The sequence below is a fragment of the Paenibacillus sp. ALE3 genome (genome assembly GCF_054113405.1).
On the sequence record NZ_CM134214.1, the window covers coordinates 3,291,959 to 3,318,254 of the forward strand.

Annotated in this window: 28 protein-coding genes, 1 tRNA gene and 2 pseudogenes; 8 read left to right on the forward strand and 23 right to left on the reverse strand. The window is 43.1% G+C overall.

The window, feature by feature from the left end:
* Positions 1 to 31 precede the first annotated feature (31 nt).
* A pseudogene (locus tag ACXHJ2_RS14370) lies at positions 32 to 603 on the reverse strand (polymorphic toxin-type HINT domain-containing protein).
* Complete coding sequence (locus ACXHJ2_RS14375) at positions 576 to 911, reverse strand: hypothetical protein (protein ID WP_165084191.1); 336 nt, start codon at positions 909 to 911, stop codon at positions 576 to 578. Before ACXHJ2_RS14375 ends, ACXHJ2_RS14370 begins: the two are co-directional and overlap by 28 nt.
* Before the next feature lie 292 nt (positions 912 to 1,203).
* On the opposite strand from ACXHJ2_RS14375, the gene ACXHJ2_RS14380 reads away from it, so the two are divergent.
* The gene (locus ACXHJ2_RS14380; protein WP_013370447.1) at positions 1,204 to 1,788 is read left to right on the forward strand and encodes a helix-turn-helix domain-containing protein; all 585 of its coding nucleotides are present in this window, start codon (positions 1,204 to 1,206) and stop codon (positions 1,786 to 1,788) included.
* Positions 1,789 to 1,990: 202 nt separating this feature from the next.
* Here ACXHJ2_RS14380 and ACXHJ2_RS14385 read toward each other — a convergent pair.
* The 3 genes and pseudogenes from ACXHJ2_RS14385 to ACXHJ2_RS14395 form a co-directional block, all read right to left on the reverse strand.
* Positions 1,991 to 2,239, reverse strand: a pseudogene (locus tag ACXHJ2_RS14385) (FGGY-family carbohydrate kinase); the annotation flags it as partial.
* 274 nt (positions 2,240 to 2,513) lie between these two features.
* Complete coding sequence (locus tag ACXHJ2_RS14390; protein ID WP_058829378.1) at positions 2,514 to 3,620, reverse strand: GntR family transcriptional regulator; 1,107 nt, start codon at positions 3,618 to 3,620, stop codon at positions 2,514 to 2,516.
* A 190-nt stretch (positions 3,621 to 3,810) separates the two neighbouring features.
* On the reverse strand, positions 3,811 to 4,962 hold the full coding sequence (locus tag ACXHJ2_RS14395) for a sn-glycerol-1-phosphate dehydrogenase (RefSeq protein ID WP_165084193.1): 1,152 nt from the start codon (positions 4,960 to 4,962) through the stop codon (positions 3,811 to 3,813).
* 168 nt (positions 4,963 to 5,130) lie between these two features.
* Between ACXHJ2_RS14395 and ACXHJ2_RS14400 the strand changes: the two genes are divergently transcribed.
* Complete coding sequence (locus tag ACXHJ2_RS14400) at positions 5,131 to 5,334, forward strand: hypothetical protein (RefSeq protein ID WP_013370442.1); 204 nt, start codon at positions 5,131 to 5,133, stop codon at positions 5,332 to 5,334.
* 109 nt (positions 5,335 to 5,443) lie between these two features.
* Here ACXHJ2_RS14400 and fabV read toward each other — a convergent pair whose 3' ends face one another.
* A complete protein-coding gene (fabV, locus tag ACXHJ2_RS14405; protein ID WP_165084195.1) occupies positions 5,444 to 6,622 on the reverse strand; it encodes an enoyl-ACP reductase FabV in 1,179 nt (392 codons plus the stop codon).
* A gap of 215 nt (positions 6,623 to 6,837) precedes the next feature.
* A complete protein-coding gene (locus ACXHJ2_RS14410) occupies positions 6,838 to 7,194 on the reverse strand; it encodes a winged helix-turn-helix transcriptional regulator (RefSeq protein ID WP_016819684.1) in 357 nt (118 codons plus the stop codon).
* Positions 7,195 to 7,391: 197 nt separating this feature from the next.
* Between ACXHJ2_RS14410 and ACXHJ2_RS14415 the strand changes: the two genes are divergently transcribed.
* Positions 7,392 to 7,922: an NAD(P)H-dependent oxidoreductase gene (locus ACXHJ2_RS14415; protein ID WP_045243914.1), complete on the forward strand. Its 531-nt coding sequence runs from the start codon at positions 7,392 to 7,394 to the stop codon at positions 7,920 to 7,922.
* 92 nt (positions 7,923 to 8,014) lie between these two features.
* Here ACXHJ2_RS14415 and ACXHJ2_RS14420 read toward each other — a convergent pair.
* Positions 8,015 to 8,099: transfer RNA gene (locus ACXHJ2_RS14420), tRNA-Leu, on the reverse strand.
* 381 nt (positions 8,100 to 8,480) lie between these two features.
* Here ACXHJ2_RS14420 and ACXHJ2_RS14425 point away from each other — a divergent pair.
* Positions 8,481 to 8,921, forward strand: a complete 441-nt coding sequence (locus ACXHJ2_RS14425) for an N-acetyltransferase (protein ID WP_064963202.1) — start codon at positions 8,481 to 8,483, stop codon at positions 8,919 to 8,921.
* Positions 8,922 to 9,018: 97 nt separating this feature from the next.
* On the opposite strand, the gene ACXHJ2_RS14430 is transcribed toward ACXHJ2_RS14425, so the two are convergent.
* Together ACXHJ2_RS14430 and ACXHJ2_RS14435 are read right to left on the reverse strand one after the other, a co-directional pair.
* The gene (locus ACXHJ2_RS14430; RefSeq protein ID WP_049825458.1) at positions 9,019 to 9,528 is read right to left on the reverse strand and encodes a GNAT family N-acetyltransferase; all 510 of its coding nucleotides are present in this window, start codon (positions 9,526 to 9,528) and stop codon (positions 9,019 to 9,021) included.
* A 69-nt stretch (positions 9,529 to 9,597) separates the two neighbouring features.
* Positions 9,598 to 10,113 carry a hypothetical protein gene (locus ACXHJ2_RS14435; RefSeq protein WP_165084197.1) on the reverse strand — a complete coding sequence of 172 codons (516 nt, stop codon included), beginning with the start codon at positions 10,111 to 10,113 and terminating at the stop codon, positions 9,598 to 9,600.
* Between the two features lie 295 nt (positions 10,114 to 10,408).
* Between ACXHJ2_RS14435 and ACXHJ2_RS14440 the strand changes: the two genes are divergently transcribed.
* The gene (locus ACXHJ2_RS14440) at positions 10,409 to 10,915 is read left to right on the forward strand and encodes a hypothetical protein (protein WP_165084199.1); all 507 of its coding nucleotides are present in this window, start codon (positions 10,409 to 10,411) and stop codon (positions 10,913 to 10,915) included.
* 200 nt (positions 10,916 to 11,115) lie between these two features.
* On the opposite strand, the gene nspC is transcribed toward ACXHJ2_RS14440, so the two are convergent.
* The 7 genes from nspC to ACXHJ2_RS14475 all read right to left on the reverse strand — a co-directional run bounded on the left by nspC (position 11,116) and on the right by ACXHJ2_RS14475 (position 18,878).
* Positions 11,116 to 12,255 (reverse strand): carboxynorspermidine decarboxylase, encoded by a 1,140-nt coding sequence (gene nspC, locus ACXHJ2_RS14445; protein ID WP_013370431.1) that lies wholly within the window; start codon positions 12,253 to 12,255, stop codon positions 11,116 to 11,118.
* Positions 12,256 to 12,263: 8 nt separating this feature from the next.
* On the reverse strand, positions 12,264 to 13,463 hold the full coding sequence (locus ACXHJ2_RS14450) for a saccharopine dehydrogenase family protein (RefSeq protein WP_013370430.1): 1,200 nt from the start codon (positions 13,461 to 13,463) through the stop codon (positions 12,264 to 12,266).
* Between the two features lie 314 nt (positions 13,464 to 13,777).
* A complete protein-coding gene (locus ACXHJ2_RS14455; RefSeq protein ID WP_013370429.1) occupies positions 13,778 to 14,038 on the reverse strand; it encodes a bacteriocin immunity protein in 261 nt (86 codons plus the stop codon).
* A 158-nt stretch (positions 14,039 to 14,196) separates the two neighbouring features.
* The gene (htpG, locus tag ACXHJ2_RS14460; RefSeq protein ID WP_165084201.1) at positions 14,197 to 16,077 is read right to left on the reverse strand and encodes a molecular chaperone HtpG; all 1,881 of its coding nucleotides are present in this window, start codon (positions 16,075 to 16,077) and stop codon (positions 14,197 to 14,199) included.
* A 181-nt stretch (positions 16,078 to 16,258) separates the two neighbouring features.
* A complete protein-coding gene (locus tag ACXHJ2_RS14465) occupies positions 16,259 to 16,882 on the reverse strand; it encodes an SMI1/KNR4 family protein (protein WP_165084203.1) in 624 nt (207 codons plus the stop codon).
* A 156-nt stretch (positions 16,883 to 17,038) separates the two neighbouring features.
* Positions 17,039 to 18,352: a WD40 repeat domain-containing protein gene (locus ACXHJ2_RS14470; protein WP_165084205.1), complete on the reverse strand. Its 1,314-nt coding sequence runs from the start codon at positions 18,350 to 18,352 to the stop codon at positions 17,039 to 17,041.
* 52 nt (positions 18,353 to 18,404) lie between these two features.
* Entirely contained in the window at positions 18,405 to 18,878 is a 474-nt protein-coding gene (locus ACXHJ2_RS14475) for a hypothetical protein (protein ID WP_165084207.1), read from the reverse strand.
* A gap of 132 nt (positions 18,879 to 19,010) precedes the next feature.
* Here ACXHJ2_RS14475 and ACXHJ2_RS14480 point away from each other — a divergent pair, with 132 nt between their 5' ends.
* On the forward strand, positions 19,011 to 20,141 hold the full coding sequence (locus tag ACXHJ2_RS14480; RefSeq protein WP_165084209.1) for a phosphodiester glycosidase family protein: 1,131 nt from the start codon (positions 19,011 to 19,013) through the stop codon (positions 20,139 to 20,141).
* 130 nt (positions 20,142 to 20,271) lie between these two features.
* Here the strand turns inward: ACXHJ2_RS14480 and ACXHJ2_RS14485 are convergent, their stop codons facing one another.
* From ACXHJ2_RS14485 to ACXHJ2_RS14495, 3 genes are all read right to left on the reverse strand, one after another.
* Positions 20,272 to 20,724, reverse strand: coding sequence for a DUF6386 family protein (locus ACXHJ2_RS14485; RefSeq protein WP_165084211.1), 453 nt, complete (start codon positions 20,722 to 20,724; stop codon positions 20,272 to 20,274).
* A 223-nt stretch (positions 20,725 to 20,947) separates the two neighbouring features.
* On the reverse strand, positions 20,948 to 21,046 hold the full coding sequence (locus tag ACXHJ2_RS14490; protein WP_014599622.1) for a hypothetical protein: 99 nt from the start codon (positions 21,044 to 21,046) through the stop codon (positions 20,948 to 20,950).
* Between the two features lie 99 nt (positions 21,047 to 21,145).
* Positions 21,146 to 21,415 carry a hypothetical protein gene (locus tag ACXHJ2_RS14495; protein WP_225683746.1) on the reverse strand — a complete coding sequence of 90 codons (270 nt, stop codon included), beginning with the start codon at positions 21,413 to 21,415 and terminating at the stop codon, positions 21,146 to 21,148.
* 348 nt (positions 21,416 to 21,763) lie between these two features.
* On the opposite strand from ACXHJ2_RS14495, the gene ACXHJ2_RS14500 reads away from it, so the two are divergent.
* Positions 21,764 to 22,102: a helix-turn-helix domain-containing protein gene (locus tag ACXHJ2_RS14500; protein WP_165084214.1), complete on the forward strand. Its 339-nt coding sequence runs from the start codon at positions 21,764 to 21,766 to the stop codon at positions 22,100 to 22,102.
* Positions 22,103 to 22,247: 145 nt separating this feature from the next.
* Here the strand turns inward: ACXHJ2_RS14500 and ACXHJ2_RS14505 are convergent, their stop codons facing one another.
* A complete protein-coding gene (locus ACXHJ2_RS14505; RefSeq protein ID WP_165084216.1) occupies positions 22,248 to 22,502 on the reverse strand; it encodes a YciI family protein in 255 nt (84 codons plus the stop codon).
* A gap of 242 nt (positions 22,503 to 22,744) precedes the next feature.
* On the opposite strand from ACXHJ2_RS14505, the gene ACXHJ2_RS14510 reads away from it, so the two are divergent.
* Positions 22,745 to 23,907 (forward strand): IS3 family transposase gene (locus tag ACXHJ2_RS14510; RefSeq protein WP_457874161.1). Its coding sequence is split into 2 segments (ribosomal slippage): positions 22,745 to 23,009 and positions 23,009 to 23,907, totalling 1,164 coding nucleotides; the frame shifts between segments, so codons are not numbered across the junction.
* A gap of 95 nt (positions 23,908 to 24,002) precedes the next feature.
* Here the strand turns inward: ACXHJ2_RS14510 and ACXHJ2_RS14515 are convergent.
* Together ACXHJ2_RS14515 and ACXHJ2_RS14520 are read right to left on the reverse strand one after the other, a co-directional pair.
* A complete protein-coding gene (locus ACXHJ2_RS14515; protein ID WP_165084378.1) occupies positions 24,003 to 25,142 on the reverse strand; it encodes a 5-methyltetrahydropteroyltriglutamate--homocysteine S-methyltransferase in 1,140 nt (379 codons plus the stop codon).
* Between the two features lie 124 nt (positions 25,143 to 25,266).
* Positions 25,267 to 26,169, reverse strand: coding sequence for a LysR family transcriptional regulator (locus ACXHJ2_RS14520; protein WP_013370387.1), 903 nt, complete (start codon positions 26,167 to 26,169; stop codon positions 25,267 to 25,269).
* Between the last annotated feature and the right edge of the window lie 127 nt (positions 26,170 to 26,296).

Genomic DNA, 26,296 nt, shown 5'->3' on the forward strand with positions numbered 1-26,296 from the left:
CCACTTGGAGCACCATTTAGGTACTCAAAATTCAGACTTGGATGGTCCGGATACTGCTTGAATTGTTTAAAAGCCGCATCTGCCTTTCCTTGTATATTTTTAGAAAGTTATCGTACGATTTGTTAAATCCTTTACTCTTAATACTGGTGTATCCACACGCACCTATATTATGAACCCAAATATTAAGGTCACTTACAAAGTAGGTATGGTACTCATCAACCGTCATGTTGTAAACCGTGACGTGCTTGTGTTCCACTTTAATGCTGTCTATCTTGAGTGTATTCCCGTCACTCTGAACAAGCAAGTCACCGATTTTAAGATCTTTGACGAACTTCCATCCCTTGCCTTCCACATAGAAAGGATGATTGAAGGTCGATTCAATGACTTGGTTACCCACTTTAATTTGGTAAATCTCATGCGTCTTGTGATAAACGTAGCCGTAACCTCTTTATAAGCTACCTTACCCGTTGCCTCATCTTTGGAAAGAATCCTATCTCCGACCTCAACGTCTTCGATATTCTTCTCCCTTTCGTCTGTTTGAACCTTCGTACCTGCTGTAAAGCAATTACATTTACTTATAACATCTTTTTGCTGTATATAGATTTGCTAACTGTATCTGTATTCTGAAATTCATAACTTTCTCCAGGATCAATTATGATCGACGTATACTCTACCGCTGCCAAGCTCATCATGAGTGCGTTATAAACGCTGTTTGTTGCAGAAGTTGGCGGTTCAAAAGAAACTGTTTCATTCGTGAGCGCCTGTTCCTTCTGTTCCGAATCTGCTTGAGCTTGCTGCACCCCATCACTTAAGTCTTGTTTTTCCGCTCCTGCTACACCAGGCAAGCATAGCAAAGCGTTTGTTGCCAAAAGTGCCGTCAGAAACCATACCATTACCTTTTTACAAATCATCTAGCTGTATAACCTCCCTTTTCTCGTCAAAAAATGCATGCTGGGCTACAAAAACCCACTTTTCTCTCTGACATCCTCACAATCGTAAGAGAAGAACATATTACCTCCATTTCCATAAAAAATGTCACATTTTAATATATCGACACCTTAAACTTCCATTTTTATAGGCCAAATGGACCTTATTTTCCATAAACCGGTTAAGCCCATGGGATTAAAAGAAAATCAGGAGAAGAGTCACTTGCAAAGCCCCCTTCGGGTATAGTAGTATGTGTTTAAAAAAATCGGAGGGTATATGCCTAAACAACAAGACAAACATTCCATTCAGGCGTGGTCTCTGATCAATCGCAAATATTTGGGAAAAGGCGTGCGTGTCAAACGTTTTCGCAAACCAACACGCTGTCAAGTACGCAATCGCGTTCTGCTTGCCGTTTTGATGGCTAATGACATTAAACTGTCCCAACTTGCCGAGGAGCTTTCCATCTCCTCTCGCAGCGTCAGCGCGTGGGTATATGAAGGTCGTATTCCCGGCAACACTAATCTGGAAAAGACGTGTAACACACTTGGTTATCCGCACCATATTCTATTTAATGAAGAGGTTGTCCGGCGTTCACCGCTCATTTGTCAACCATCGCCGTCCCGTTTTATGAAACGGACTGTAACTCGTTCTCCAGTTAAAAACCGGATTTTGGCGGGTTTGTGCATGGTACATGATATTTCGGTGACTGATGTCAGTCATTGGATTGGCGTTCACCCCGGTACATTTCGGAAATGGTTGCATCAGGGTACCGTTCCTTCGCAAACTTTCCAGGATCAGGCGGAACAGTTTTTCCGTATTCCAAAATCCATTTTGTTTGCTGATGCCATGCTGAAAAAGTAAAAATGTCCTTTAAAACAAAACGATTGAATTTTTCATGAAAGTCTTTGAAAGGAACGCATTACCATCTTTCATGCATAAGGCTTTCACATCATGTGATTCACAGAATATAAAAGCAAAAAAGCACAGTCTGCCGATTCCTCGGTGTACTGTGCTTTTTAGATAGCAAAATTTAAATGCTTCTTGCTTATAATTTATATACTTCTTAGGAATGAGCGCTTGCCGCTTCAGTTGAACGTCCAGCTTCTGCCTTGATAGCCTTCAGCTTTTTCATAACCGGGTTGCCCCCACATCCAAAGTAGTCGTGAAGACGGCTATATTCCTCATAGAGCTTATTATAGACGGCAGCGTTCTCAGGAATCGGTCTGAAGCTCTCGTCCCGTACACGTGCCATATGGCGTGCTGCTTCGACGATATTGTCGTACTCTCCAGCTTCAGCTCCTGCAGCCACGGCTGCCAGTCTGTCCTCCCAAATGTCCTGATTTAATGCTCCTAATATATTTAGGTCACTCTTCTTACTTTCATTTCTGTTACCACTCTCATCACACACTTGTACGTACAACTCAACCAGCTTTTTTAAGTATTTTTGATAGGTTTATGTATACATTTTCAAAAATGTATAGAAAAAAAAGCCCATTTTCTGCAATCCAGAAAACAGGCTTTTCGGTATGGCGAGTAGCATGCCATTCAAAATTCAGCGTTGAACCCAAACGATTGATAGCCCCATTTCAAAATCCTCCAGACATTGCCTGAGCTGGTCCCGTGGATTCGCGTACAATCAACTCTGGAGGTATAATCCACTGACGATCTTCTTCACGATACCCCTTCTCTTTAATCATCGATAGCATGGTATCAGCGGCACGTAACCCCAATTCTTCCTTGGGGTGCCGAATGGTTGTAAGTTTGATTTCCGTGGCTGTCGCCAAAAATGAATCATCAAACCCAACCAGCGATAGATCTTGGGGAATGCTCAGGTCCGCCGAACGTACAATATCCAGTAGCCGCACCGCCAGTTCATCATTATAGGTCACCCATCCGGTCGGACGTTCCCCTGCCTCCATCGCCAGCAGCTGCGATGCGCGTTGTAACGGAAGCTCATTTTTTTCTTCAGTCCGGTACGTCGTTACTGCGTTCGGATGTAAGGTCACTCCATATTTACGGTGAGCAGCTACAAATCCCTTCATCCGCAGAATTCCTTGCATATCATCGGTTTTGAAAAAACCAGCCAATCGCCGATGCCCCAACTTGATCAAATGCTCTGCTGCCAAAAAACCACCCTTCTCATCATCCAAACGCAGACAAGGTGCGTCCATCTCCTCATAACGCGCATTGATCATTAAATAAGGGATTTGGCGATTTTCCACGGTTAAATAATAGTTCAAATTGGGATTACGTTCCCCGCTTTTGGTCGGCTCAATAATAATTCCACTCAGTGGTTGACTCAGCAGCATTTCCAAGCACTGACGTTCTTGTTCAGGGTCATTACCTGTACTTGATAGCAGTAGCTTGTAGCCCTGCCGGCTTAGCTTGGATTCAATTCCTTGTACAATGGATGGAAAAATATAATCCGATATATAGGTTGTAACGACTCCAATTGTCCGTGGATCTTCGGGTTCCTTATGATCCCGTGTTGCGACAAAGGTTCCCTTGCCCTGTATGCGAAACAGCCAACCTTCCTGTACCAGCTCACCCAGGGCCTGACGCACCGTTTGCCGACTAACTGCAAATTGTTCAGACATTTCATGTTCAGAAGGAAGCTGGCTTTGCGGCTCCAGTTTGCATGAATGAATCCATGATAAAATTTCCTGTTTAACTTGTATATATTTGGGCGCCATAATTTCCTCCGTACTTGCCATATCATGTACCTATTCGTATTCCGATTATAACATATCGTCCATTTGTACATACAAATGTTACAGGAGCAGGATATCGTTGTATAGCTGCTGGAGGCGTAAAGCCATTCACAAATCCCTTCCCATGCTTAGACTGAGTATCTAAAGGACTCTGGTGTAGGTGTAACACACATTACGAACGGAGCAACTGGTGTTCATTCATATACTTGAGTCCGGTATAGCGATCACGCAAAGTATGTGCCGTACGCAAAGCACGATCAAGCTGTTCCTGCGTAACCCCCAGATCGGCAATGGTAGACGGACCTCCAACCTGAGCTAGCCATGCACGCATCTGTTCCGATGTAGGCAAAGTCCGATATACTTTAAAAGCCTCCACATCCTGATTGGCAGCCAATTCCCTGTACATATCAGACAGTAAAGCAGAGGCAACGCCCACTTTGGCACCATGCAAAACTTGCTTGCGCCCCTCTGCAATAAAATCCATCTCAATTCGGTGAGAAATATGATGCTCTCCACCTGATGCAGGGCGGGAATGATCAATCATCAACATCGAAATACCGGATGCAATCAGCGCATTCATCAACACCTCGACACCTGTCTTGCTGCCTGCCGCAATCTCATCAACATGCTCTACACAGGCACGTAAAGCCTCCTCGGTAATTCGGTTAGCCACAGGTGAATACGGCTCGTTTCCCAAATCTCTGGACACATGCCAGTCTGCTAATGAGGTAAACTTACCGAGCATATCGCCAAAACCCGCAGCAGTCATCGTTTGAGGGGCCCTCGCCAATACGGACAAGTCAGCGAAGATCGCCTCTGGCGGGACGGCTTGAAACGTCTGCTTGCTGCCATCTATAATTAATGGGGCACCAGCGGAGGTAAAACCATCTACGGAGGCAGCTGTTGGGACTGACAAGAACGGACGATTCATTTTATAGCACACAAAGCGAACCAGATCGTGAATTGTACCGGACCCTACAGCAAGCACAGCCTGACTTTGATCCGCCACACCCAGCAGAACCTTCATAATATAAGTTTCATCAGCAATAACATCCCCTACCGCATTCGGAGGCAGCCGAACTACATCAACTGTCAAACCTGCTTCACGGATGAATTCAGCTACTTTTTTCCCTGCTGCCGCTGAAGTATGCTCATCCTCTACCAGAGTGACATGCCGATAATTCTGTTGAATTAAATAAGAAGCAATGGATTCAAGTGCTCCATCCCGTACCTCGATAAACAATTCAACCTTTCGGTGAGGATGATCAGCGTTACTGGCCTGCGCCTCTTCGTTCCACAGTTTGATTTGCTCATTCATATTCATTTCATAAGCCTCCTGAAAAAGGAATAATTTGTACAAGAATGATCCATACTAATAAATAGATTCTGTTTGAAAACGATTACTATTTAATTGTACGCACAAGTGTAGGTACAAGTCCAGAAAAAACGTACAAGTTACTATTCAATTCAACCATTCGAAAGGAACATGATTATGAAATTTGGAACGGACATTGCCTGCGCACTCGGGTTACTGGCAGGTACAACGTTTGGCAGTGGGATTGCTTTTTTGTTCGGCTGGCAAGCTTATCGCGCACTGACTTCTGTCACGGTTTTTGGCATTGCAGGGATTATCATTACTATTGCCGTTTTTCGCTTGCTGCACCGGAAGTCGCTTTCTACGTCTAATTCTCGATGAAATTTGTTGGTGAACCAACCCATTTTTATTTGCCTGCATACATAAAAAACGGGTCTCACAAGCCATCGCAGCTTGAGAGTACCCGTTTTTGACTTGGAACCTATTTTACTTAATTCGTGTGAACTTCTGGATCAATGTCCAATTCATAATCAATTTCATCAAATCCGAATCCAAACAATTGAAGGAAATCCAGACGGTATTGTTCAAGATCACCCAGTTCGGATACGTTTTCGGTAGTGATCTCAGACCAAGCCGCTTTAACAGCTTGCTGCACATCCTCTCTCATTTCCCAGTTGTCCAGACGAATGCGTCCTTCTTCGTCCGTTTCCACAGTGGATCCACTGTATAACGTCTCGAACAGACGTTGCGCCTGCTCAATACAACCCTCGTGCAGTCCCTTTTCTTTCATGACCTTAAACAGTAAGGAAATATACAGAGGCACAACAGGTATAGCCGAACTGGATTGTGTAACCAAAGCTTTATTCACTGAAACGTAGGCCTTCCCACGATAACGCTCCAGTTGCTTTGTTAACGTATGTGCTGTGGCTTCCAAATCATTTTTAGCTTGGCCAATGGTTCCTTTACGATAAATAGCCTCCGTAATCTCAGGACCAATATACGAGTAAGCCAGTGTGGTTACCCCTTCAGCCAGCAGGTCGGCTTCTTCCAACGCTTTTAACCACAGGGACCAATCCTCGCCACCCATGACCGTGATGGTGTTATCAATCTCCTCCTGCGTTGCTGGTTCAAGCGTAATTTCCGACACAACACCTGTGTTCGTATTCACCGTTTTATTCGTAAACGGCTGTCCAATGGGCTTGAGAACGGAATTAAAGGTTTCTCCCGTATCAGGATGTGTCCGTCGCGGTGAGGCGACACTATATACAATCAGGTCTACCTTGCCCAGCTTTTCTTTGACCAGCTTCAACGTCTCCTGCTTAATTTCATGGGAAAAAGCATCTCCATTAATGCTCTCCGCTATGTAGCCAGCCGCTCTGGCTGCTCTTCCAAAGGCCACTGTATTGTACCAGCCTGCCGAAGCCGTGCGCCCCTCTGAAGCAGGACGTTCAAAGGATACTCCTACGGTGTCAGCTCCCATACCGAAGCTCGCAGCAATGCGGGAAGCCAGTCCATAACCTGTGGATGCTCCGATCACAAGTACCTTTTTAGCTCCTTGTAATCCCGTGCTGTCTTTGATGTAGTCGATTTGACGATTAACGTGAGCCGCACATCCTGCAGGATGCGCAGTCGTACATATGAAACCACGAATTTTCGGTTTAATAATCATTGCAAGGGTCCCCCTACTTTGGCATTCATTTAATATTGATGGAATGGTTGTCCAGTCATAACTATATTACAAATCAGCTTGCGGCTCAACATATAACATAGTCTTGAAGGTAAGTGATCAAATACTATGATACAGATATCCCCGAGCTGCGACTCTACGCCAAAAAGAAAATCGCCGTAAACATCATAGTCTACAGCGCTCTTTTACTCCAATATTCATTTGGACTTATTTTCTAGCAATATCACATCTTCTCCTTGCTCTCGTCTTATTTTGATATTAGTCCTTCCCCAGGTACACATTAAATCAATAATTTCATTTGCTGTAATTCCATACTCCGTTATATAATACTCCACTTTTGGAGGCATTTGATTATACACATGTCTGCCTATGATTCCATCCTTCTCAAGTTCACGAAGTTGCTGTATAAGAACCTTTTGAGAAATGCCTGCAATACTACGCTGTAATTCACTGGTCCTCTTTCTACCAGACATTAATAAGCATATGATTAAGGATTTCCACTTACCTCCGATGATCTCCAGTGTTGCTTCTATGCCTAAATTATATTGTTTCATACGACCACCTCTTCGAGACTAAAATAACTAAGTTTATCGAATTCATTTTATAATCACATATCTTCATTCTAAGTACCATGTACACTTTCAAGTAACTATATTACTTTATTGTGTGTATTTACTTTTTTTATAGCTTACAGAATAATAATACGTATCCACAAAAAGCAAATGATGCGATGTAAGAAAGGTGATTTATAATGAAGACTCTCGTGATTTTAGCACATCCGAATATTGAAGATTCCAGAGTAAATCAAAGATGGAAACAAGAATTACTTCAATATACCAATGATTTGACAATTCATGAAATTTATAAAGAGTATCCCAACTGGAACATTGATGTTTTGAAAGAACAAAAGTTACTTGAAGTACACAGCAATATCATATTTCAGTTCCCTTTATACTGGTATAGTTACCCTCCTTTATTAAAAAAGTGGTTTGATGATGTTTTTGCCCATGGATGGGCTTATGGTTCAAAAGGTGATAAGTTAAAAGGAAAGAAGCTAGGGATCGCCATGTCGATTGGCGATAAAAAAGAAAACTACTTATCTACGGGTTCCGTTACATTTACGGTAGATGAAGTTATAGCCCCTTTTAAAGCAAGCGCAGTACATGTGGGCGCCGTAACATTACCCTATTTCGCTGTCTTCGGAGCCTCGTTTCAAGCAAGTGATGAAGACATTAACCAGAGTGCAAAAGATTATATTAAATATATATTCCAGCATAAATAAAATGGCTGTTTAATAGCACGCATCTTAACCATATAAAAACAGGCTCTTGGAGGCATTCAGCCAATCCAAGAACCTGTAATTGTTAGGTATAATGCGGTCGAGAGGACTCGAACCTCCACGGGGGGTTAGCCCACACGGACCTGAACCGTGCGCGTCTGCCAATTCCGCCACGACCGCATACTATGTATTGATGGCAATTTTTTTAATCACCGTAATTAAGATTATATCTTGCATAGAATTTAAAAGCAAGCCATTTTTATATTATATTTTCTATGAATAATACTAGCAAATATAATAAAATCACTGGATACCACCAACCAGATATGGTAAGATGAACGCATCAGGAAAGGAGGTGCGTCAACATCAATAATCACATGTTGAGCGTATCCCTTACCCGGTCCGTTATTCTCTAATTTACAGAGTTGACGGAGGCGCGGGATACGGATCAAGGCTTTAATTAAGCGCCACGGGTAGAAAGACCGTCCACGGACGGTCTTTTTTATTTCAGTATCATACTTAATATAGATAAGATTACATAATGTGAAAAGAGGCGTTACAATGTCGATTAGACCTGTGAAAGTAGAAGAGTTGAAAGAACTGGTAGCCATCTGGCTGGATGCTTCTGTAGAAGCCCATCATTTTATTGCTCCACAGTATTGGAAATCTCAAGCTGCCGAGATGGAGAACAAGTACCTTCCCCTCGCTCAAAACTACGTTATCATACAGGATGATCATACGATTGGCGGCTTCGTTTCCATGTTGGATGGATACTTGGCTGCTCTGTTTATACGTGTTGATTCTCAAAGAAAAGGCTATGGAAAGCTACTATTAGATTGGGTTAAGAAGCATCATGACGAAATTCAATTAAAGGTGTATCAGTCCAACACGAAAGCATTTAACTTTTATACTAAAAATGGATTTACCATTCAAGCGGAATCTGTGGATGCCGAAACTGGGGAGAAGGAATTTGTGATGATATGGACTAAACATTCATACTAATGAAGCACCCTTTAACTTTTTAGAGCAAAGGCTCCGCTCCCGTATCCATACGGCACAAGCAGAGCCTTTTACTTTTATCTACTAACTGTCTAGTCTCTTATTTAAGCCCATAAACCTCGGTATATAAAATCTCTTTAAAAGGAGCAAACGCCGATTCAGCCAACGCATCTGGATAGCTCATAATTTGAAGCCGCAGATCCGCCTGTCCTTCTCTTAGAGGGGGCTGTACATATTCAAAATGGTTCAAATGGAACCCCAATCGTTCGTAAAAACCGATTCTTCTTCGTGACCATTCATCCACTGGCGGCTCAACCTCTAGCACTACCGGCTGATCAGACCGTGAGACAAACCTACTCATAAGCTTTTTGCCTAATCCGCCACCTCGTATACGGGAATCCACCGCAATATGCTCTACAAACCGAAAATGCGCGAATTCCCAACCAGCCAAGAAAGCCACTATGTTTCCCTGCTCATTCTTTTCAGTCATGATGCGATAGCTAGGATGTTTTAGCAAAGCCTTTTGAGCCTCAAACGTCCTGCATTCTGATGCTGGAAAAGAAGACTCCATAATCGCGTATATTTCAGAAAAATCGTGTTCATTTATCATATATCCCTGCTCCTTTACTTCTAAATTCCCCAAATGACAGGCTGTTTTTATTAAGAGGAAGAGGGATGTTTAGATCTTGTTTAATTCCGTAAGTGTCAGCAACATATGTTCCAACAACTCTGGAATATCCTCCATCTGATCTTCGTTAATTTGCCTGGAAAATCGGAGTTCAATCCTATTATGGTATGTAGATGTCTTCTCTCCGTAAATCTGACTTAGCGTCTGTACTGGTCGAAGTTCAGGCTTCCAAATTTCGGCCAGTAAATTTTCAATCCGGCTGCATTGTGTCTCCATCTCTCGAATCTTCATATTAAAATACAGCAACAAACTGCACCCCGGCGTTTGCTCTTCTATTTCCAAAATTTCTGCAGCCAGGTTGTTTAAATCCATCTTTAGTTGAAGCTCTGCCGTCACACCTGGCTGTTCTCTCAGACTGAACTGTACGCCAAATTCACGCGACATTACCGACATCTCCAATCTATCGATTCGCTGCGTAATGTTAATACGTGAATCCAAATTATCCAGATCGTAAACCGCATTTTCCATAGCTACTTTTAAATTATCAAAAACGGTCGGGTCGAACATTTTCTCACCTCCAATTATTGAGTATAACATAGCTTTTGTTACCCCTAAAATAGAATGCCCCTTTTCATGAAAGCATATTAGGATGAAATTTTATATTATACAGTAGGTTGGCCAATTTCTATGTCGAATTAGGTGAATAAATTTGTAAAAACACATAATTGTGACAAAAATATATATATTTTCGTTTATTATTCCATTTTTATTCCAATTTATTGGAATACACTATATAATACTGGATGGGATTAGTAATACATAACATATAAATCCCAAAATAAAATAAGGAAGAGATGATTAAATGAAAAAGGCAGTTTTTTCTACACTAGGTCTTGCACTTCTATTAAGCACATTCACCGCTGTTGCATCTGCTCAAGAAGCTCAAGAAGCAGCACCCGCTACAAACGGCTTAACTCCTTCCTCTGTACTTGAATATCATGAACAGGAACCAAATGATAGTTTTGAACAGGCTAACTACTATTTTATAGGTGACGCTGTTATCGGAAGACTTGGTGCAGAGGGTGTGCCTGGAGTCTGGGAAGCCTACGATGTATATAGAATTAAGGCTTTTGAATCGCAAAAAGTTCATTTTACAATTCAGGGAGACAGATATTCTGATTCCTGGTTGCAAATGACTGTTTACGATAATAATGGCAGAAAAATGAAACGTTCAAGAGATGGTCAATATTCTTTAGATGTAGAACTTGAAAAAGGTAAAGAATACTACCTAGCCGTCGAGGTTTTTCCAGGAATTCAACCTGGAGGACATATATTTGACTATAAAGTCTCATCTGAAGCTGTAAGGTAGACTTACTAAATTTATGTAACTTTTCAAGTTGTGAATCGTTATTTAATGCCTGTTGTCGTATTGATACATGCAATAGGCTCATATAAAAACTAAAATATCCCTAACTACACCAAAAAGCCTCACCCTTTCTTAAAGGGGCGAGGCTTTTGTAGTTGAGTCATATCTTCGTTAAACTCAGTTCATTTAATTCTGCCTACTCCTTACGACAAACGCGAGCTAAAGTCCTCGTAGGAGAACTGACGGATTACCTTGATGCCTTCTTCGTCGTTGTAGCTGGCGATGGCTGGCAGGTTGACTCCGTTGAACATATGGTTTTTGACCATCGTGTAATGGGCCATGTCGCAGAATACAAGCTTGTCTCCCGGCTTCAATGGCTCTTTAAAGGAATAGTCACCAATCACATCTCCAGCCAAGCACGTAAGCCCTCCAAGTCTGTAAGTATGTGCATACTCCCCAGGCTTGCCAGCACCAATGATATTCGGGCGGTAAGGCATAGCCAGCACATCAGGCATATGACATTCAGCCGAAGTATCCAGAATGGCAATGTCCATTCCGTTTTTCATCGTATCCAATACGGTTGCAACCAGATATCCGGTGTTCAGAGCGATAGCTTCGCCTGGCTCAAGATAAACTTGCACACCGTATTTATCCTGAAAATATTGGATACAGCGTACCAGTGTGTCCAGATCATAGTCTTCTCTGGTAATATGGTGACCGCCGCCAAAATTGAGCCATTTCATTTGCTTAATGTATGGCCCGAATTTCTCATCCACGACTTTAATAGTGCGCTCCAGCGTATCTGAATTCTGTTCACACATCGTATGAAAATGAATACCGTCCACGCCATCCAGATCCTCAGGTCTAAAGTTAGCCAGAGTCACACCCATTCTGGAGTTGTTGTAGCAAGGATCATACAGCGGCGTTTCGATTTCCGAATATTCCGGATTCACTCGAATGCCGATATCGATTTTTTTGGAAGTTACGCCTTGCACTCTGCTTTTGAAGCGGTTCAGTTGATCAAAGGAGTTGAAAACAATATGGTCAACATACTCCAATAGCTCATCAAATTCACTGTCAACATAAGCAGGTGCGTATACGTGAACCTCCTTGTCCATTTTTTCGCGACCGAGTCTTGCCTCGAACAACGAACTGGAGGTTACGCCTTTTAAGTATTTGCCAACCAGAGGAAAGGTCGAAAACATCGAAAATCCCTTAAGAGCAAGCAGAATACTGCAACCTGTCCGCTCTTGTACGGAATTCAAAACCTCAAGGTTTTTGACAAGAAGTCTTTCGTCAACAAGATAACAAGGTGATGGGAGTCCGGTAATATCAATATTCATCGCAGACCTCAATCAAGCAACGTTGGCGAAAAGTTCTCTTGCCATGGCAATCCGTGTTTATTTAGTGCTTCCATGAATGGATCTGGATCGAATTCCTCAACGTTGTAAACGCCTGGCTTTTTCCAGAGACCTTTGATGATAAGCATTGCACCGATCATGGCAGGAACACCTGTTGTATAAGAAATGGCTTGGGAGCCAACCTCTGCATAACATTCCTCATGATCACAAACGTTGTAAACATAATAGGTTTTTGGCTTTCCATCTTTCACGCCTTGGATGATGCAGCCAATGTTTGTTTTGCCTTTTGTTCTTGGTCCCAGAGAAGCCGGGTCCGGCAAAATAGCTTTCAGGAATTGCAGTGGAATGATTTGTTGTCCTTCATAATCAATAGGCTCGATCGAAGTCATGCCTACGTTTTGAAGTACGTTCAAATGATTCAGATAATTGTCCGAGAACGTCATCCAGAAGCGGATTTTTTTCACGCCTTTAATATTCACTGCAAGAGATTCCAGTTCCTCATGATACAAAAGATATATATTTTTCGGTCCAATTTCAGGCAAGTCGTATACTTTTTTCTCAGAAAGTGGCTCAGTTTCAATCCATTCTCCGTTTTCAAAGTAACGGCCTTTCGCTGTAATTTCACGAATATTGATTTCCGGATTAAAGTTAGTTGCAAAAGGATATCCGTGGTCCCCTGCATTTGCATCCACAATATCAATCGTATGAATTTCATCAAAATAGTGCTTTTGAGCATATGCCGTAAATACTCCAGTCACGCCTGGATCAAAACCGCTGCCCAACAGAGCTGTAATTCCTGCTTTTTCGAATCTTTCTTTGTAGGCCCATTGCCAGCTGTATTCAAACTTCGGCGTATCCGGCGGTTCATAGTTCGCCGTATCAACGTAATGAACACCTGTCTCAAGGCAAGCATCCATTATCGTCAAATCCTGATAAGGGAGAGCCACATTGATAACTACATCCGGTTGAAAGCTTCGAATCAAGTCAATGACCATGTCGGTGTTGTCAGCATCAAGCTGAGCCGTTTGGATCTTCGTACGACCTCCACCCAGCTTCTCTTTAAGCGCATCGCATTTCTCAACAGTTCTGCTTGCGATACAAATTTCTTCAAATACATCTGGGTTTTGGCAACATTTATGCACCACAACGCTGGCCACGCCACCGGCGCCAATAATCAATGCTTTTCCCAAAATAAATAACCTCCTTATTCCATACGCTAATCGCTATTCATTCTTGCAAACAAAATGATTATAAAGACATCCCACCAAATAATCAAGAAAAACGACAATTTGCTGTGTCAAAATTCACAGGAGCATGTCACAAAAACTTTACAAATCCCAAAATTATGCATAAATTCTTTGTGAAGCGAGCCAAAAGCAAACATTTTCCCATACATTACAAGGAATCCAACACACCTTTAATGGAAGTTTTCTTGAATATAATGCTCATGTCTTAAAGAAATCATATTATCTTATTTTTGAACAAAAGACCACCCCTCCGCTTCCTATGAAGAAGATTCATGGGGTGGTAAAATAATGGGCTGATAGGCTAATGCTTCATCTACAATCTCTGCCGCACTCAAATCACGGTCATCCCAATAAATCAAATTACTAATCCCCGGATGAGGTGTATTTTGCATGACTTCAGTCAGCATGCTGTCAAGTTCCTCCTCCGTTCCCTCGCCTCTGATAATTTTGTCCACCAACTGTATAAGCTCACTTCGGTTTAACTTTTGGAGTTTCAATGGGTTTCGGTCCAGACTCATACAATCGCCCTCCTAGGTATGGATTATAGTCAACATAGTGTTGTAGCCTTACACTTCTAGTGTAAGCACTATACGACCTATTATGGAGCTTTAAGAAGTGTCATAATAAATAAAGCCGCCCCCGGTACGGGAACGGCTCTATATCGTAATAAAGCATATTAAACCATGATTTTGCAAATATCGTTCGTGAATTCAACCGGATCTTGCAGCGGCAAGCCCTCGATCAGCAAAGCTTGATTATACAGTAATGCCGTATAGAGATTTACCTTCTCCTTATCCTCGGCAAAGGCTTCTTTCAAAGAGTTGAACACCGCATGGTTCACGTTGATTTCCAGCACTTTATTCGCTTTGACATCAGCGTTATTCGGCATGGCGTTCAAAATTTTCTCCATCTCAATAGTCACTTCGCCGTCTGCGGACAGACATACCGGATGTGTTTTCAAGCGTTTGGAGGCTTTTACACTGGATACTTTGCCTTCCAGCAAGCCCTTCATGTACTCGAACAACTCCTTGTTGTCGTTTTGTTCCGCTTCAGTTTCTTTCTCATTTTCGTCAGACTCAATGCCCAGATCGCCACTCGATACGGATTTGAATTCTTTCTCTTTATAGCTTAAGAGCATTTTAATAGCGAACTCATCAATATCATCAGTGAAGTACAAAATTTCATAGCCTTTATCGGCCACTAATTCGGTCTGCGGCAGCTTTTCAATACGCTCGTTGGACTCCCCGGAAGCATAATAAATATACTTTTGATCCTCTGGCATACGAGATACATATTCGTCCAAAGTAACCTGTTTTTTCTCTGTAGAAGAGTAGAACATAAGCAGATCTTGAAGGGTTTCTTTATGTCTGCCGTAATCGTTGTAGACACCGAATTTCAATTGTCTGCCAAATGATTTGTAGAATTGATCATATTTCTCCCGATCATTTTTGAGCAGAGTCAACAGCTGGCCTTTAATTTTACTTTCGATATTTTTGGCAATCAGCTTCAACTGACGGTCGTGCTGCAGCATTTCTCTCGAAATGTTGAGTGACAGGCTTTCGGAGTCAACCATACCTTTCACAAAGCTAAAATAATCCGGCAGCAGGTCAGGAGATTTTTCCATGATCAGTACACCGTTGGCATACAACTCCAGCCCTTTTTCATATTCCTTGGAGTAAAAATCAAACGGTATGTTCTCAGGAATAAACAGAATAGCTTGGTACACTACCGCGCCGTCCGCGCTGACATGGATATGCTGGAGCGGCTTGTCGTAGCCATAGCGTTTTTCCGCGTAGAAGTTTTGATAATCCTCGTCGGTTAGCTCGCTTTTATTTTTTCTCCAGATGGGCACCATGCTGTTAATACGCTGTTCTTCTCTGTAATCCTCAAACTCGTTGTCGCTTCCTTCTTTCAGACGCTTGCCTGTAACATCCATTTTAATCGGGTAGCGGATAAAGTCGGAGTATTTTTTAATAAGCGCTTTTAAACGGTACTCGTCCAAATATTCGTCGTAGGACTCATCCTCGGTGTTTTCCTTGATTTTCAGTACAATCTCGGTTCCGACCTCGTCCTTCTCAGCCGCCTCAATGGTATAACCATCAGCACCTGTTGATTCCCATTTATAAGCCGTATCGCTTCCCAAAGCCTTGGTCGTTACTGTAACTACATCTGCTACCATGAAAGCTGAATAGAAGCCGACGCCGAATTGACCGATGATGTCATGACCATCCTTGGACTCATTTTCATTTTTGAATGCCAATGAACCACTTTTAGCAATGACGCCCAGATTATTTTCCAGTTCTTCCTTGGTCATCCCAATCCCGGTATCACGTAGCGTTAGCGTTCTATTATCCTTATCGGCAATTACTTTAATATAATAATTTTCTTTGTCAAAGACCAATTGATCGTCTGTCAGTGCTTTGTAATAAATTTTGTCAATCGCATCACTTGCGTTGGAGATCAGCTCTCTTAGGAAAATTTCCTTTTGAGTGTAAATCGAGTTAATCATCATTTCGAGCAGACGCTTGGACTCAGCCTGAAACTGTTTTTTCTCCATTCGAATATCTCCTTTCAAATATAAACCTATGTAAGGCCAGCGGATAAGAGCTATGCAAACGATTCAACTTTGTTAGCACTCCCACCATTCGAGTGCTAGCCTACCTTTTTTATAACATTCCTCATTTTTTATGTCAATATCTTGCTTAACCTGCACAGTAAAATTACATTTCAGGAAATCGCTAGTGTCTGATCTGCTTAAACATAACGTTAAACAGTTCGACAGAGGATGGAAACAGCCCTTGCACATGAGGAAGCAGATTACTCCTGATCCGTAGCTCATCCTCATCCAAATGCCTTAGATCCTCATGAAAGAACCAGACAATAGGATAATCTCCGTCCTTATGTCTGCTGCCTGCATTTAAACACACAGGACCCTGATCGTCTTCTGCAATTGCAAATGGAATATAGCCTGCTGACAGCAAAGGTGACCATTGATCGATCAAATCATAAAATGCCTTTAAGCCATGACCTATTGGCAGACTTGGAAACTCTACAAACGTACAATCGCTCCAGTATACTCCCGGAATAGATTCATTATCGAATTGTAAAGATACATAATGGTAGGACATGATAAAATTCCTTAGCAGAGGCGGCAGTTCAAAATGGTATTTTTCTTCCATATCCCGAACTTCCTGTTCTGTAATCTGTGAAGGAATAGGTTTCCACTTGATCCATCCCTCCTCATCGACGTTCCCATCACGCATTTCGAACGGTACATTTTCTTCCACATCCATAAAAAAGGCTTCATTCATCTGTGCAAATAACTCCTTCATGGATGTGCGAATATCCGCTTTCTTGTCCATGTTCTCACACCTCTTTCCTTTTTATTCGCATTTTGCACCATAGGCGTATGCCTCACACGTCTCTATATGAAAATAGCATTGCAATCATATACCACTACTCTTTTTATGTTCAGCTTATCAGAACTTGCTTTTTTCACCATTTGCGGAATATTAGTATTACCAGCGCAATGGCTCATAACTACGCCAGAGCAACCAACGCTCTGTCTCGTGAATTGGAGCAGTGCCAATGCTATATTCATCCTTTGAGCCACTCTGCAAATCAATCAAATGAAGCATACCGCCATACGTCCCAACCGCCAGCATGCCTTCATCAGGTGTAACTGCCAGCCCAGATATCGTACTGCCGACAAAATAGCGCCAAAGTTCACGCCCCTCTCTATCAATAAGACGGGGATAGCCGTAGGCATCACCTAGAATAGATCCTTGTGTCAGCGCTACTGCAGCGTATACTCGCATTTCTTCATTTATTATCGGCCATTCTTCCTTATTCTGAGCAATTCCCTGCTCCACTTCGGCAATTGGCACATGAATGGTGGCACCGTTGTAGAAATGACAGGCATTGTACCAGACATCCATATCATCTTTGGAAAATAGGGCATAATGCGGATAGCTGGAGCCTGGCTCCAATGTATGCACCGTCTTATCGGTTAAGTCCATAAGCAAATGCTCACTCATCTGGCTGCCATATGCGAGCCAGCGTCCATCCTTCGACACAGCTCCATGCGCCATATCCACAATCGTGTCTTCCAGTCCCAATTCCCTTCGTTCAGACGCCGTGGGATGAATCAATTCCACCTGATCACCAGCCAGCAAATAAACACCGTAACCGCAAACCAGCAACAGGCGCTGTCCATCGCCAAAAGGAATCACTTCATCTAATATATCCTCAGGATGCTCCTCATCCGCCAAGCATTCCAAGTCAGGAATAGATGCTTTTAAGCGGACTTGTATATCCGTCCATTGAAAATGCGCTGTCTCTTCGCCTTGCAAATTTCGGTCCGGTTGACGAACAATCCGAATCCCATTTCCATCCACCAACGCAAAATAACTCCCGTCCGGCGAACAACCTACTCGGTGCATTCCGGGGATTTGCCTGATTCCATCTTTTCCCGTCACATAGATCTGTCCGCGTTCCCGAGGATTGCCTGCATGTAGAATGACTTCATTGCCTCCATTCATAAAAGCCATCGGCCTAACGGCTTGCAAAGCCTCCTCAAACGCTGCTGTAAGCGGCCAGGATGCAGCCGGAATCTCCTGACGTAACTTCTCTGTTTCCTCTGCCTGATTTGCCTCCTGAATCATACGAAAAATATCTTCGGCCAGTTTGGAGCGTTCGTCTCGCTTTGGCTCTGGCTGCTCCTGCTGCCACTGGCTTTCCATACCGATTCTGACAAATTCATTCACGTCTGCGGCATACCTTTTTCCTTCCTGTCGCCACTGTGCCGCCATTTCATGATCCAACCAACTCATCCTGCTTCCCCCATCCAGTGTATGTATGTCTTATTTGTTCTACAGGCTTTATTCATTCTGTTAGGTGGTTCCTCACCTTCGTCAACACAGACCACAGGTCTGTCACTGCCTTTACCTCGTCATAGTCCAGATAGGCATCGCGCTTGTCGTAATATTTGACCGCCACAATCACCATCTGAAGTGTTACTGGCTTTCCAGCAGCCTTAAGAACTTCTACAACACTTTCAAAGGTGGCCAGCTCAAACCAGGTTTGAACCTGACGATCTGATATCCATAGGGAAATATACTCGTCCTGTTCGTTGGTTGCGGCTGTACCGTCCTCTGCACATTCCTCCAGCCAATGCTCATCCAAATAATAAATCGGTGTATGAACAGGGTCCTGATCCCATTGATCCACATTCACATATAACCAGTTATTATGCAGCTGCCCCACACTGCACACCAATTCCTGCATTCCTTCAAAAACACGATAAGAAGGGCGCTCCCTGCGACGGTAATCCTCAAGTCTTGTCTCATACCTGCTCATCTCCAGCCACCCCGTTTCTGTATCATCCAAACACTCAAAATTCGCGTAACATACACTTATAACTCATAAAACCCGATATAAGTACAAGCACCTCGTCCATAGTTAAGACTACATAAGGAGATTGATCTATTCATGAAAAGAATCACCGCACTTATCATCCTGTCCATGCTCTTACTTGTAACCCCGATCTACGCTGCTGCACCAGCACCTATGCTGGTTTATGTGGATCAGAGTAACCACTCCTTCATCCCGCTTCGCCTCCTGAACAGCTATGAAGGGATCACACTCAACCTGAACCCAGCAGACAAAAAAATAGAAATTGCGCAAGGCAATACCCGGCTTACATTATTTACAGGACAATCTACTGCTAAAGTGAATGATCAAACGATTCGTTTGCAAAATGCACCTTTTACCGATAACGGCGCTACCTATGTACCCTTGCAGTTCATCAGCCAATATCTAAATTTGCAAGTCTTATGGCAAAAAGAAACCTCAGCTGTGCGTATTACGCAAGGTACAACGTCTGTTACGCTTCCGGTACTTACCGGCAAGCTACCCGGAAATACTACCCCGATCACGACAGCTCATAAGAGCTTCAAGGTTGGATCTCGTACCTTTTCCGCTAAGGTGGTCACCATCTCCATGCTCCATCCCAAGGTAAGTTTGGACGTGGCACTGGCAAGCGATACCCTTGGTAAAGTGGAGGACTTAAGCACTCTTGCCAAACGCAATCAAGCGGTTGTAGCCATTAATGGTACATTCTTTGACGCCTATACCAAAAGCTCCTACAAGACGTCTTACGGCTATCTGGTCAGCCATGGCAAGCTGTTGAAAAAAAGCTCCGGTGACCAACGTACCGTCTTTACCTACGATGCTAACCATTTAGCCAAGCTTGTGTCAGGTTCTGTCTTTGAACAACAGTTAAGTCAAGGCAGCGTCGAAGGTGCTCTTCAAGCTGGACCTCGTCTGGTCACGAACGGTCAGGTTTCCCTAAATGTCAAAGCCGAAGGTTTCAAAGACCCTAAAATATTAACAGGCGGCGGCGCCCGCAGCGCACTTGGAATTACTAGGGATCATAAGCTGATCCTCCTGACTACAAGCGGAGCGACCATTCCGCAGCTCGCCCAAATGATGAAGCAGGCTGGCGCTTATCAGGCCATGAATCTGGATGGCGGTGCTTCCAGCGGACTGTACTACAATGGCTCTTACCTCACCACACCCGGCCGCCAGATCAGCAACGCTATTATTGTAAAGTATCAATAGACGAATAAAGGGCTGTCTTCACGGATATGCAAGCCGTGGGGATAGCTTTTTCCTTTTTCTCAGTCACGGTTATTATGGCTCCCCTGTGTTCGAGCGGTTTGTCTGATCCATTACGGGTTGATCCTGCAACCTACAATCGAACCAGACTGGTAAAACTGTTGCTGCCTTCGCTTCCTTTTTTTAAAGAAAGATAAATACGGTTGTTTTCTCCTCTGCTTGCCAAGCATTCATAAAGTCCGGGTTGCACAGACAGGAATAACCCTCCCCATACACAATCAGGTTCTAACTCACCACCTGTGGCTTCCTCTCCTGCACCAATAAATATGTTCCCTGAAGGAACCTTCAAAAACAGCCGCACCGTGGGCTGCTCGATATGATCTGTTATCACAACCTCATACGTCCCATCCGCTCCTAGGTTCAAGAAAGCAGCGTTTCCCGCATTTAACTCCCCCAGCTCGTCTGCTTCGATAGACCACCAATCCGGCTCATCGTTCAAGCGATGCTTCAGAGCTTGCGTATCAAATAGGCAAAGAGTCGCCGTGTCTGTCGTAAATTGAAATGGACTGATTGCCATGTTCATCATACAATCCTCCTGATAATAGTCAGCGAATTTCCGTTTTCCCACGTCTTCCGCTATCCGTATTGCTATAGATTTGAGGGAAATTATCCCTGTATGTAAAGTATAACAATGCTTGTAGAACCAGACAACATACTAGAGCCACCATCCATTCTGCATTAAAAAAGCCCTCCCTCACGATGTCGTGAAAGAGGGTCGCTTTGTAAGTTTGAGCGATGCTAACCTAACGTTAGATCAGAAAAGATTTGGTGATAATCACCAACAAAATGAACAATACCAAAATCGCGCCTGTGGATGTCCATGCTCCACCGTAACCTACTTCACCCATGTCTAAATCCCTCCTTGCGTTAAAGCTTACTCTTATCGTATGTAGAAAAGCGGATAACGACCGGGCGAATCGGTAAGTTTATTTGTGTGAAGGGGCCTCTTAGAAAATGGACTGGTATGTTTCGGATGGGTCGGTAATGACTCGGGATGACAACTGGCAAAGAATGTCGTCTGTTCTGCGCAGCAGCCTGCTCACATCCTTCTGCTTCATCTTCTGAAGGAGCGGGGTTTCTAGCTGGGATGAAAGGAATTGAGTGGTGCCTATAAATACGACAACATCCAATCCCGGGTTGGTTTCGGTATGTAATAAGTGCAACAAATCCGCCATCGACAAGAGTTTCGGAGGGAAAATACTATTAGTTTCTTTCATATATAGAGCTTTTACCATGGAGGTTAACGCCCTGTCGCAGAGGATAATGCAGCATTGGAGTTGGTTATGCTTGTACAGTATTTGGGCTAGTTTCATGTGGTATTGGGATAGCGTGTGGAAATCGGTTATTGAATGATGTAGGTGTTGTACAGGTCTGGATGGTTGAGTGGGACTTGGAATACAGGTAGAAAGAGCTTCTTTCATATCTATTCCTCCAGAGAATTTCAAGAATAGTCTTATTATACCTCAATTAATACTTATAGATATCAAAAATATTTATTGTATCTAATATTCAATGTTTTCATTTAGATTTCTTGTCTACACTTTTAGAATAGTGAGGTGTAGACGATGGAAGACAAAGAAGTCCTCAAATTAGTGGGTACCAGAATACGTGCTTTGCGAAAAGAAAAAGGATTGTCTCAGGAGTCGCTTGGGGAAAAAGGCGGATTCCATTTTTCATACATAGGGCAGATTGAACGTGGAGAAAAAAACGTATCTTTAATAAACATAGCTAAAATCGCTGATGCACTGGATGTTAATTTGATTCAGCTTTTCGCTTATGTAAATGAGGATATTAAGGTTACGAAGCATGAAGATGGTATACAAGAAATCGTAAATATACTTCAAAAGACGAGTCCAGAGAAGGTACGTTTGGCGAGGAATGTGATACGGGAGATTATCAACTAAGAAGATTCTCAAAAATTGTGAGAGTAATCTCTTGGGAAATAAAAAAAGGACCATACTTTTCATTTTCAGAAAATCATAGTCCTTATTTTCCACTTAACACCAAAAAGATACATCAGTTTTTTGTCGTGACCTTGTTAGATGAAATTTAACGCAACAGCCATTCCTTTATTGTCAATGTAGAAGAACCATTTTGAATGAGCGGATCTAAATTCCCAATCTTTGTCGCCTCCTCAAGTGACGCTGCTTTTATTAAATAGGCTCCTCCCGTTCCATCGCTAAATGGACCATACTTTTCAAGAGCTCCCTCTTTCTTTAACTTTTCCAGATGGTCATAGTGCCCTTTGATATCATCTGCATTGAACTTGTTTGTTCGTGTAGTAATCAAAAGTAATTCACTGATTTCCCCTCCATATTTCCCTTGTAATAAAAAATATCTGGCGTTCCTTTAAGAAGATATTACAACGTTAGCTATTGTAATAAAAGTCCTTAAAGATGAAATGCAACTATAAGGGAATTTGGTCAATTTTAGCGGATTCTCAAACTAAAACACGCCCTCAAGTGGTATTATCCCCTTCTAGTAGACAAGAGAGAAAAGACATCTGGTAAGATGGACTTAATCTTGTTGAACGGAGGGGATTTTTCATGGCTAAAAAGGGACAATCATTCCGGCAATACTCCTTAGATGTAAAGATGGAGGCAGTCCGGTTGGTGAACGAAGAACATATGAGTATTCGTGAAGTGACGAAACAATTGGACATTCGTAATAAATCCCAAGTGCAAAGCTGGGTGATGAAACATCGAGCGGGGGAGAACCTCCAGCCAACGACCACAAGGCAGGGACGACCCAAAACGAAATTTTCCAGTATGGAAGAGGAGATGGCGTATCTACGGGCGGAGATTGAATATTTAAAAAAGCAGTATCCAAATCTACACAAGGAGTGACGAGGAAAGAAGCGAGGTTTGAAATTATTGAGGGAATGCGAACACGATATTCGTTGAAATGGTTACTTGAATTAGCCCATGTTTCTCGGGCAGGATATTATAAATGGAGAAAGACTCAGCAAACAACCCAGCAGCGTAAGCAAGAAGAAGAGCTCCTGGAATCGCATATGTTGTCGATCCACCGGATCCATCCCTATTTTGGTTATCTGCGGATGACCGTTGCTTTACGTAGAGAAGGTATCTTGGTCAATCACAAAAAGGTGTACCGCCTAATGAAGAAATTAGGGATCCGTTCCGTCATTCGAAAGAAGCGGCGCTTTTTTGGCAAACAGGCATCTGTGGTAAATACCAACCGATTAGATCGACAATTTCAGGCAGATGCTCCTTTATCCAAGCTGGTTACCGATATTACATACATACGAGCTGGAGAGCGGTTTGTATATCTCTCTGTCATTCAAGATCTGTTTAACAATGAAATCGTGGCTTGGCGTCTTTCGGAACGAAATGACCTTGCTCTAGTTAGCGAGACGCTAGACGTTCTAAGTAAGAACGTGAACATGAAGGGTGTCATTCTCCATTCAGACCAGGGTTTTCAGTATACCTCCAAGCCGTTTAACCGCAAACTTAAGCGGCTTGGAATGCTTGGGAGCCATTCAAGGCGTGGAAATTGCCTAGACAATGCCTGTATAGAATCCTTTTTCTCCCATCTTAAAACAGAGAAGATTTATTTAACGAAACCCGGAACCCTAGCGGAGGTAGAACAACACGTACGGGAGTACATTTCTTTTTATAATGAAAATAGATTTCAGAAAAAATTAAACAACCGTTCCCCGATTGAATACCGAGAAACGGTTGCTGCTTAAAGATGTCTTTTTAGTTCTGTCTACTTGACAGGGGTATGACCACAAGTGGCGTGTTTTAATATTACGAATCTCTCCAATTCAATTCCCCTAAACTCTTACTTCCAGATCTCGTCCGCAATCTCTTTTATGAAAGCAAGCTTTTTCCACTGCTGCTCTTCTGTCAGAATATTGCCTTCTTCTGTGGAGGCAAAGCCGCATTGTGGGCTGAGGCAGATGTGGTTGATGTCTACGAATTGAGTTGCTTCCTTAATACGGTTGATGACCGTCTGCTTGTCTTCCAGTTCACCCGTTTTGGAGGAAACGAGGCCCAGCACGACTTGTTTTTCATCTTTCAGATGCTTAAGCGGTGTAAAATCACCCGCACGGTCGGTATCGAATTCGAGGTAGTAGCCGTCGATGTTATCGATGCCGAACAGGGTTTCGGCTACAGGTTCATATCCGCCAGAAGATGCCCAGGTGGAATGGTAGTTACCACGGCATACGTGGGTTGTAACGACCAAATCGGCTGGAAGATTCTTCACGGTTTCCTGATTCACGCGAGCGAACAGCTTTTTGGTATCCTCCACATTTTCACCCGCATGCTGTCTAGCTTCCCAATAGTTTTTATCACAAAGCATGCCCCATGTGCAATCATCCAGTTGCAGGCTGCGGCAGCCTTCATTATACAGCGCTTGGATCACGGATTCGTAAGCTTTGGCGATATCCGACACCAGTTCATCCAGATTGCTGTAATACGTATCGGTTGATTCTTTATTTTCTCCACGCAACAGCTCAGCCAGGAACTGCGCAGGTGCCGGAATCGTTTGGCGAGCGATAGCATCCTCTCCTGCGACTTGTTTCAGGAATTTAAAATCTTCAATGAAAGGATGACGGGAATGTCCAATTTTACCGGACAAACGTGCGGTTTCCGCTCTTGTTTCCACACCTTGGAATTGGTAGCCGTTTGCAAGCTGTACCTTTTCCACGCCGTCCAGTCCCCACATAAAATCAAGATGCCACCAGGAACGTCTGAATTCCCCATCCGTCACGGCTTGAAGGCCTACGGATTTTTGCTTTTCCACCAGTTTGGTAATTTCTTCATCTTCAATCTTTCTCAGCTCGTCCGCAGAGATTTCATTATTTTGAAATTGAATTCGGGCGTCTTTAATCGCTTGCGGGCGCAAAAAGCTGCCAACCATATCATGTCTAAAAGGGGTCACTTTACGTTGGGATGCATTGTCAAGGATGCTGCTCATTAGGGTTATCTCCTTTTTCGCTTCAGTAGTGAAGTTGTTGTAAGAAAGATAACATACATTTTCAGCTATAAGGTAACTCCAATAAACTATAGCTAGTTATAGCCTAAGGCTATATCAAACTTTTTTATTCCCCTATTGCCTCATGCAACGCTTCTACATAGACTGTGGCCAGCTTGGAGAGCGCGACGTTTTTATGGCAAATCCATCCCACATTAATAGACTCATCACACTCCAGGGGGACGGAAATAATTTCGTTACCGTTCAGATCTGCACTAATCACTCCGGTAGAAATGGTATAGCCGTTCAAGCCAATGAGCAGATTAAAAAGGGTGGCCCGGTCATTGACGCGAATGCTTTTGGGGTGCGACAATGTACTCAGAATCTCCTCGGAAAAGTGAAAGGAATTGTACTCCCCTTGTTCAAAGGACAGATATGGGTAAGGATGAAGTTGGTCAATGGTCACGATAGACTGCCGGGATAGCGGGTTATTGGCACTGATAAATATATGCGGCTTAGCCGTAAACAGGCTGTTGAATTGCAGATTTGCATCTTTTAGCAGCTTGTTGATGACTTTGGCGTTAAATTCGTTCAGATACAGGATTCCGATCTCACTGCGTAGGCTTTTGACATCCTGTATGATTTCATGGGTTTTGGTCTCCCGCAAAGCCAGCTCATATTCATCCTGTCCATATTGATTCACCAGATTTACAAATGCATTCACTGCAAAAGCATAATGCTGCGTAGACACAGCAAAATGCTGTGGTGAAGGCTTGGCATCCAAATAGCGACTTTCCAGCAGCTCCGCCTGCTCAACGACCTGACGCGCATAACCTAGAAATTCCACGCCTTCCTTGGATAAAGAAATGCCTTTATTAGTACGCTCAAAAATGGTGATATGAATTTCTTCCTCCAGATCGCGAATCGCGTTGGACAGACTGGGCTGGGAAATGAACAACCGCTTCGCCGCCTCATTCATGGAGCCACGATTGGCAACCTCGATGACATATTTTAATTGTTGTAAGGTCAATGCATGATGTCCTTTCCGTTTGTGTTTCTTCTATTATATAATACATGATCACCCTCCTGGAAAAGGGAATAGAAACACCCCCTTAAAATGGTAACATCCATTTCAAGGAGGTGCTTTTCACTGCTGT

Coding starts and splice junctions, on each gene's coding strand:
- ACXHJ2_RS14375 (WP_165084191.1), bottom strand. CDS start 911: ATGATTTGTAAAAAGGTAATGGTATGGTTTCTGACGGCACTTTTGGCA.
- ACXHJ2_RS14380 (WP_013370447.1), top strand. CDS start 1,204: ATGCCTAAACAACAAGACAAACATTCCATTCAGGCGTGGTCTCTGATC.
- ACXHJ2_RS14390 (WP_058829378.1), bottom strand. CDS start 3,620: ATGGCGCCCAAATATATACAAGTTAAACAGGAAATTTTATCATGGATT.
- ACXHJ2_RS14395 (WP_165084193.1), bottom strand. CDS start 4,962: ATGAATATGAATGAGCAAATCAAACTGTGGAACGAAGAGGCGCAGGCC.
- ACXHJ2_RS14400 (WP_013370442.1), top strand. CDS start 5,131: ATGAAATTTGGAACGGACATTGCCTGCGCACTCGGGTTACTGGCAGGT.
- fabV (WP_165084195.1), bottom strand. CDS start 6,622: ATGATTATTAAACCGAAAATTCGTGGTTTCATATGTACGACTGCGCAT.
- ACXHJ2_RS14410 (WP_016819684.1), bottom strand. CDS start 7,194: ATGAAACAATATAATTTAGGCATAGAAGCAACACTGGAGATCATCGGA.
- ACXHJ2_RS14415 (WP_045243914.1), top strand. CDS start 7,392: ATGAAGACTCTCGTGATTTTAGCACATCCGAATATTGAAGATTCCAGA.
- ACXHJ2_RS14425 (WP_064963202.1), top strand. CDS start 8,481: ATGTCGATTAGACCTGTGAAAGTAGAAGAGTTGAAAGAACTGGTAGCC.
- ACXHJ2_RS14430 (WP_049825458.1), bottom strand. CDS start 9,528: ATGATAAATGAACACGATTTTTCTGAAATATACGCGATTATGGAGTCT.
- ACXHJ2_RS14435 (WP_165084197.1), bottom strand. CDS start 10,113: ATGTTCGACCCGACCGTTTTTGATAATTTAAAAGTAGCTATGGAAAAT.
- ACXHJ2_RS14440 (WP_165084199.1), top strand. CDS start 10,409: ATGAAAAAGGCAGTTTTTTCTACACTAGGTCTTGCACTTCTATTAAGC.
- nspC (WP_013370431.1), bottom strand. CDS start 12,255: ATGAATATTGATATTACCGGACTCCCATCACCTTGTTATCTTGTTGAC.
- ACXHJ2_RS14455 (WP_013370429.1), bottom strand. CDS start 14,038: ATGAGTCTGGACCGAAACCCATTGAAACTCCAAAAGTTAAACCGAAGT.
- htpG (WP_165084201.1), bottom strand. CDS start 16,077: ATGGAGAAAAAACAGTTTCAGGCTGAGTCCAAGCGTCTGCTCGAAATG.
- ACXHJ2_RS14465 (WP_165084203.1), bottom strand. CDS start 16,882: ATGGACAAGAAAGCGGATATTCGCACATCCATGAAGGAGTTATTTGCA.
- ACXHJ2_RS14470 (WP_165084205.1), bottom strand. CDS start 18,352: ATGAGTTGGTTGGATCATGAAATGGCGGCACAGTGGCGACAGGAAGGA.
- ACXHJ2_RS14475 (WP_165084207.1), bottom strand. CDS start 18,878: ATGAGCAGGTATGAGACAAGACTTGAGGATTACCGTCGCAGGGAGCGC.
- ACXHJ2_RS14480 (WP_165084209.1), top strand. CDS start 19,011: ATGAAAAGAATCACCGCACTTATCATCCTGTCCATGCTCTTACTTGTA.
- ACXHJ2_RS14485 (WP_165084211.1), bottom strand. CDS start 20,724: ATGATGAACATGGCAATCAGTCCATTTCAATTTACGACAGACACGGCG.
- ACXHJ2_RS14490 (WP_014599622.1), bottom strand. CDS start 21,046: ATGGGTGAAGTAGGTTACGGTGGAGCATGGACATCCACAGGCGCGATT.
- ACXHJ2_RS14495 (WP_225683746.1), bottom strand. CDS start 21,415: ATGAAAGAAACTAATAGTATTTTCCCTCCGAAACTCTTGTCGATGGCG.
- ACXHJ2_RS14500 (WP_165084214.1), top strand. CDS start 21,764: ATGGAAGACAAAGAAGTCCTCAAATTAGTGGGTACCAGAATACGTGCT.
- ACXHJ2_RS14515 (WP_165084378.1), bottom strand. CDS start 25,142: ATGAGCAGCATCCTTGACAATGCATCCCAACGTAAAGTGACCCCTTTT.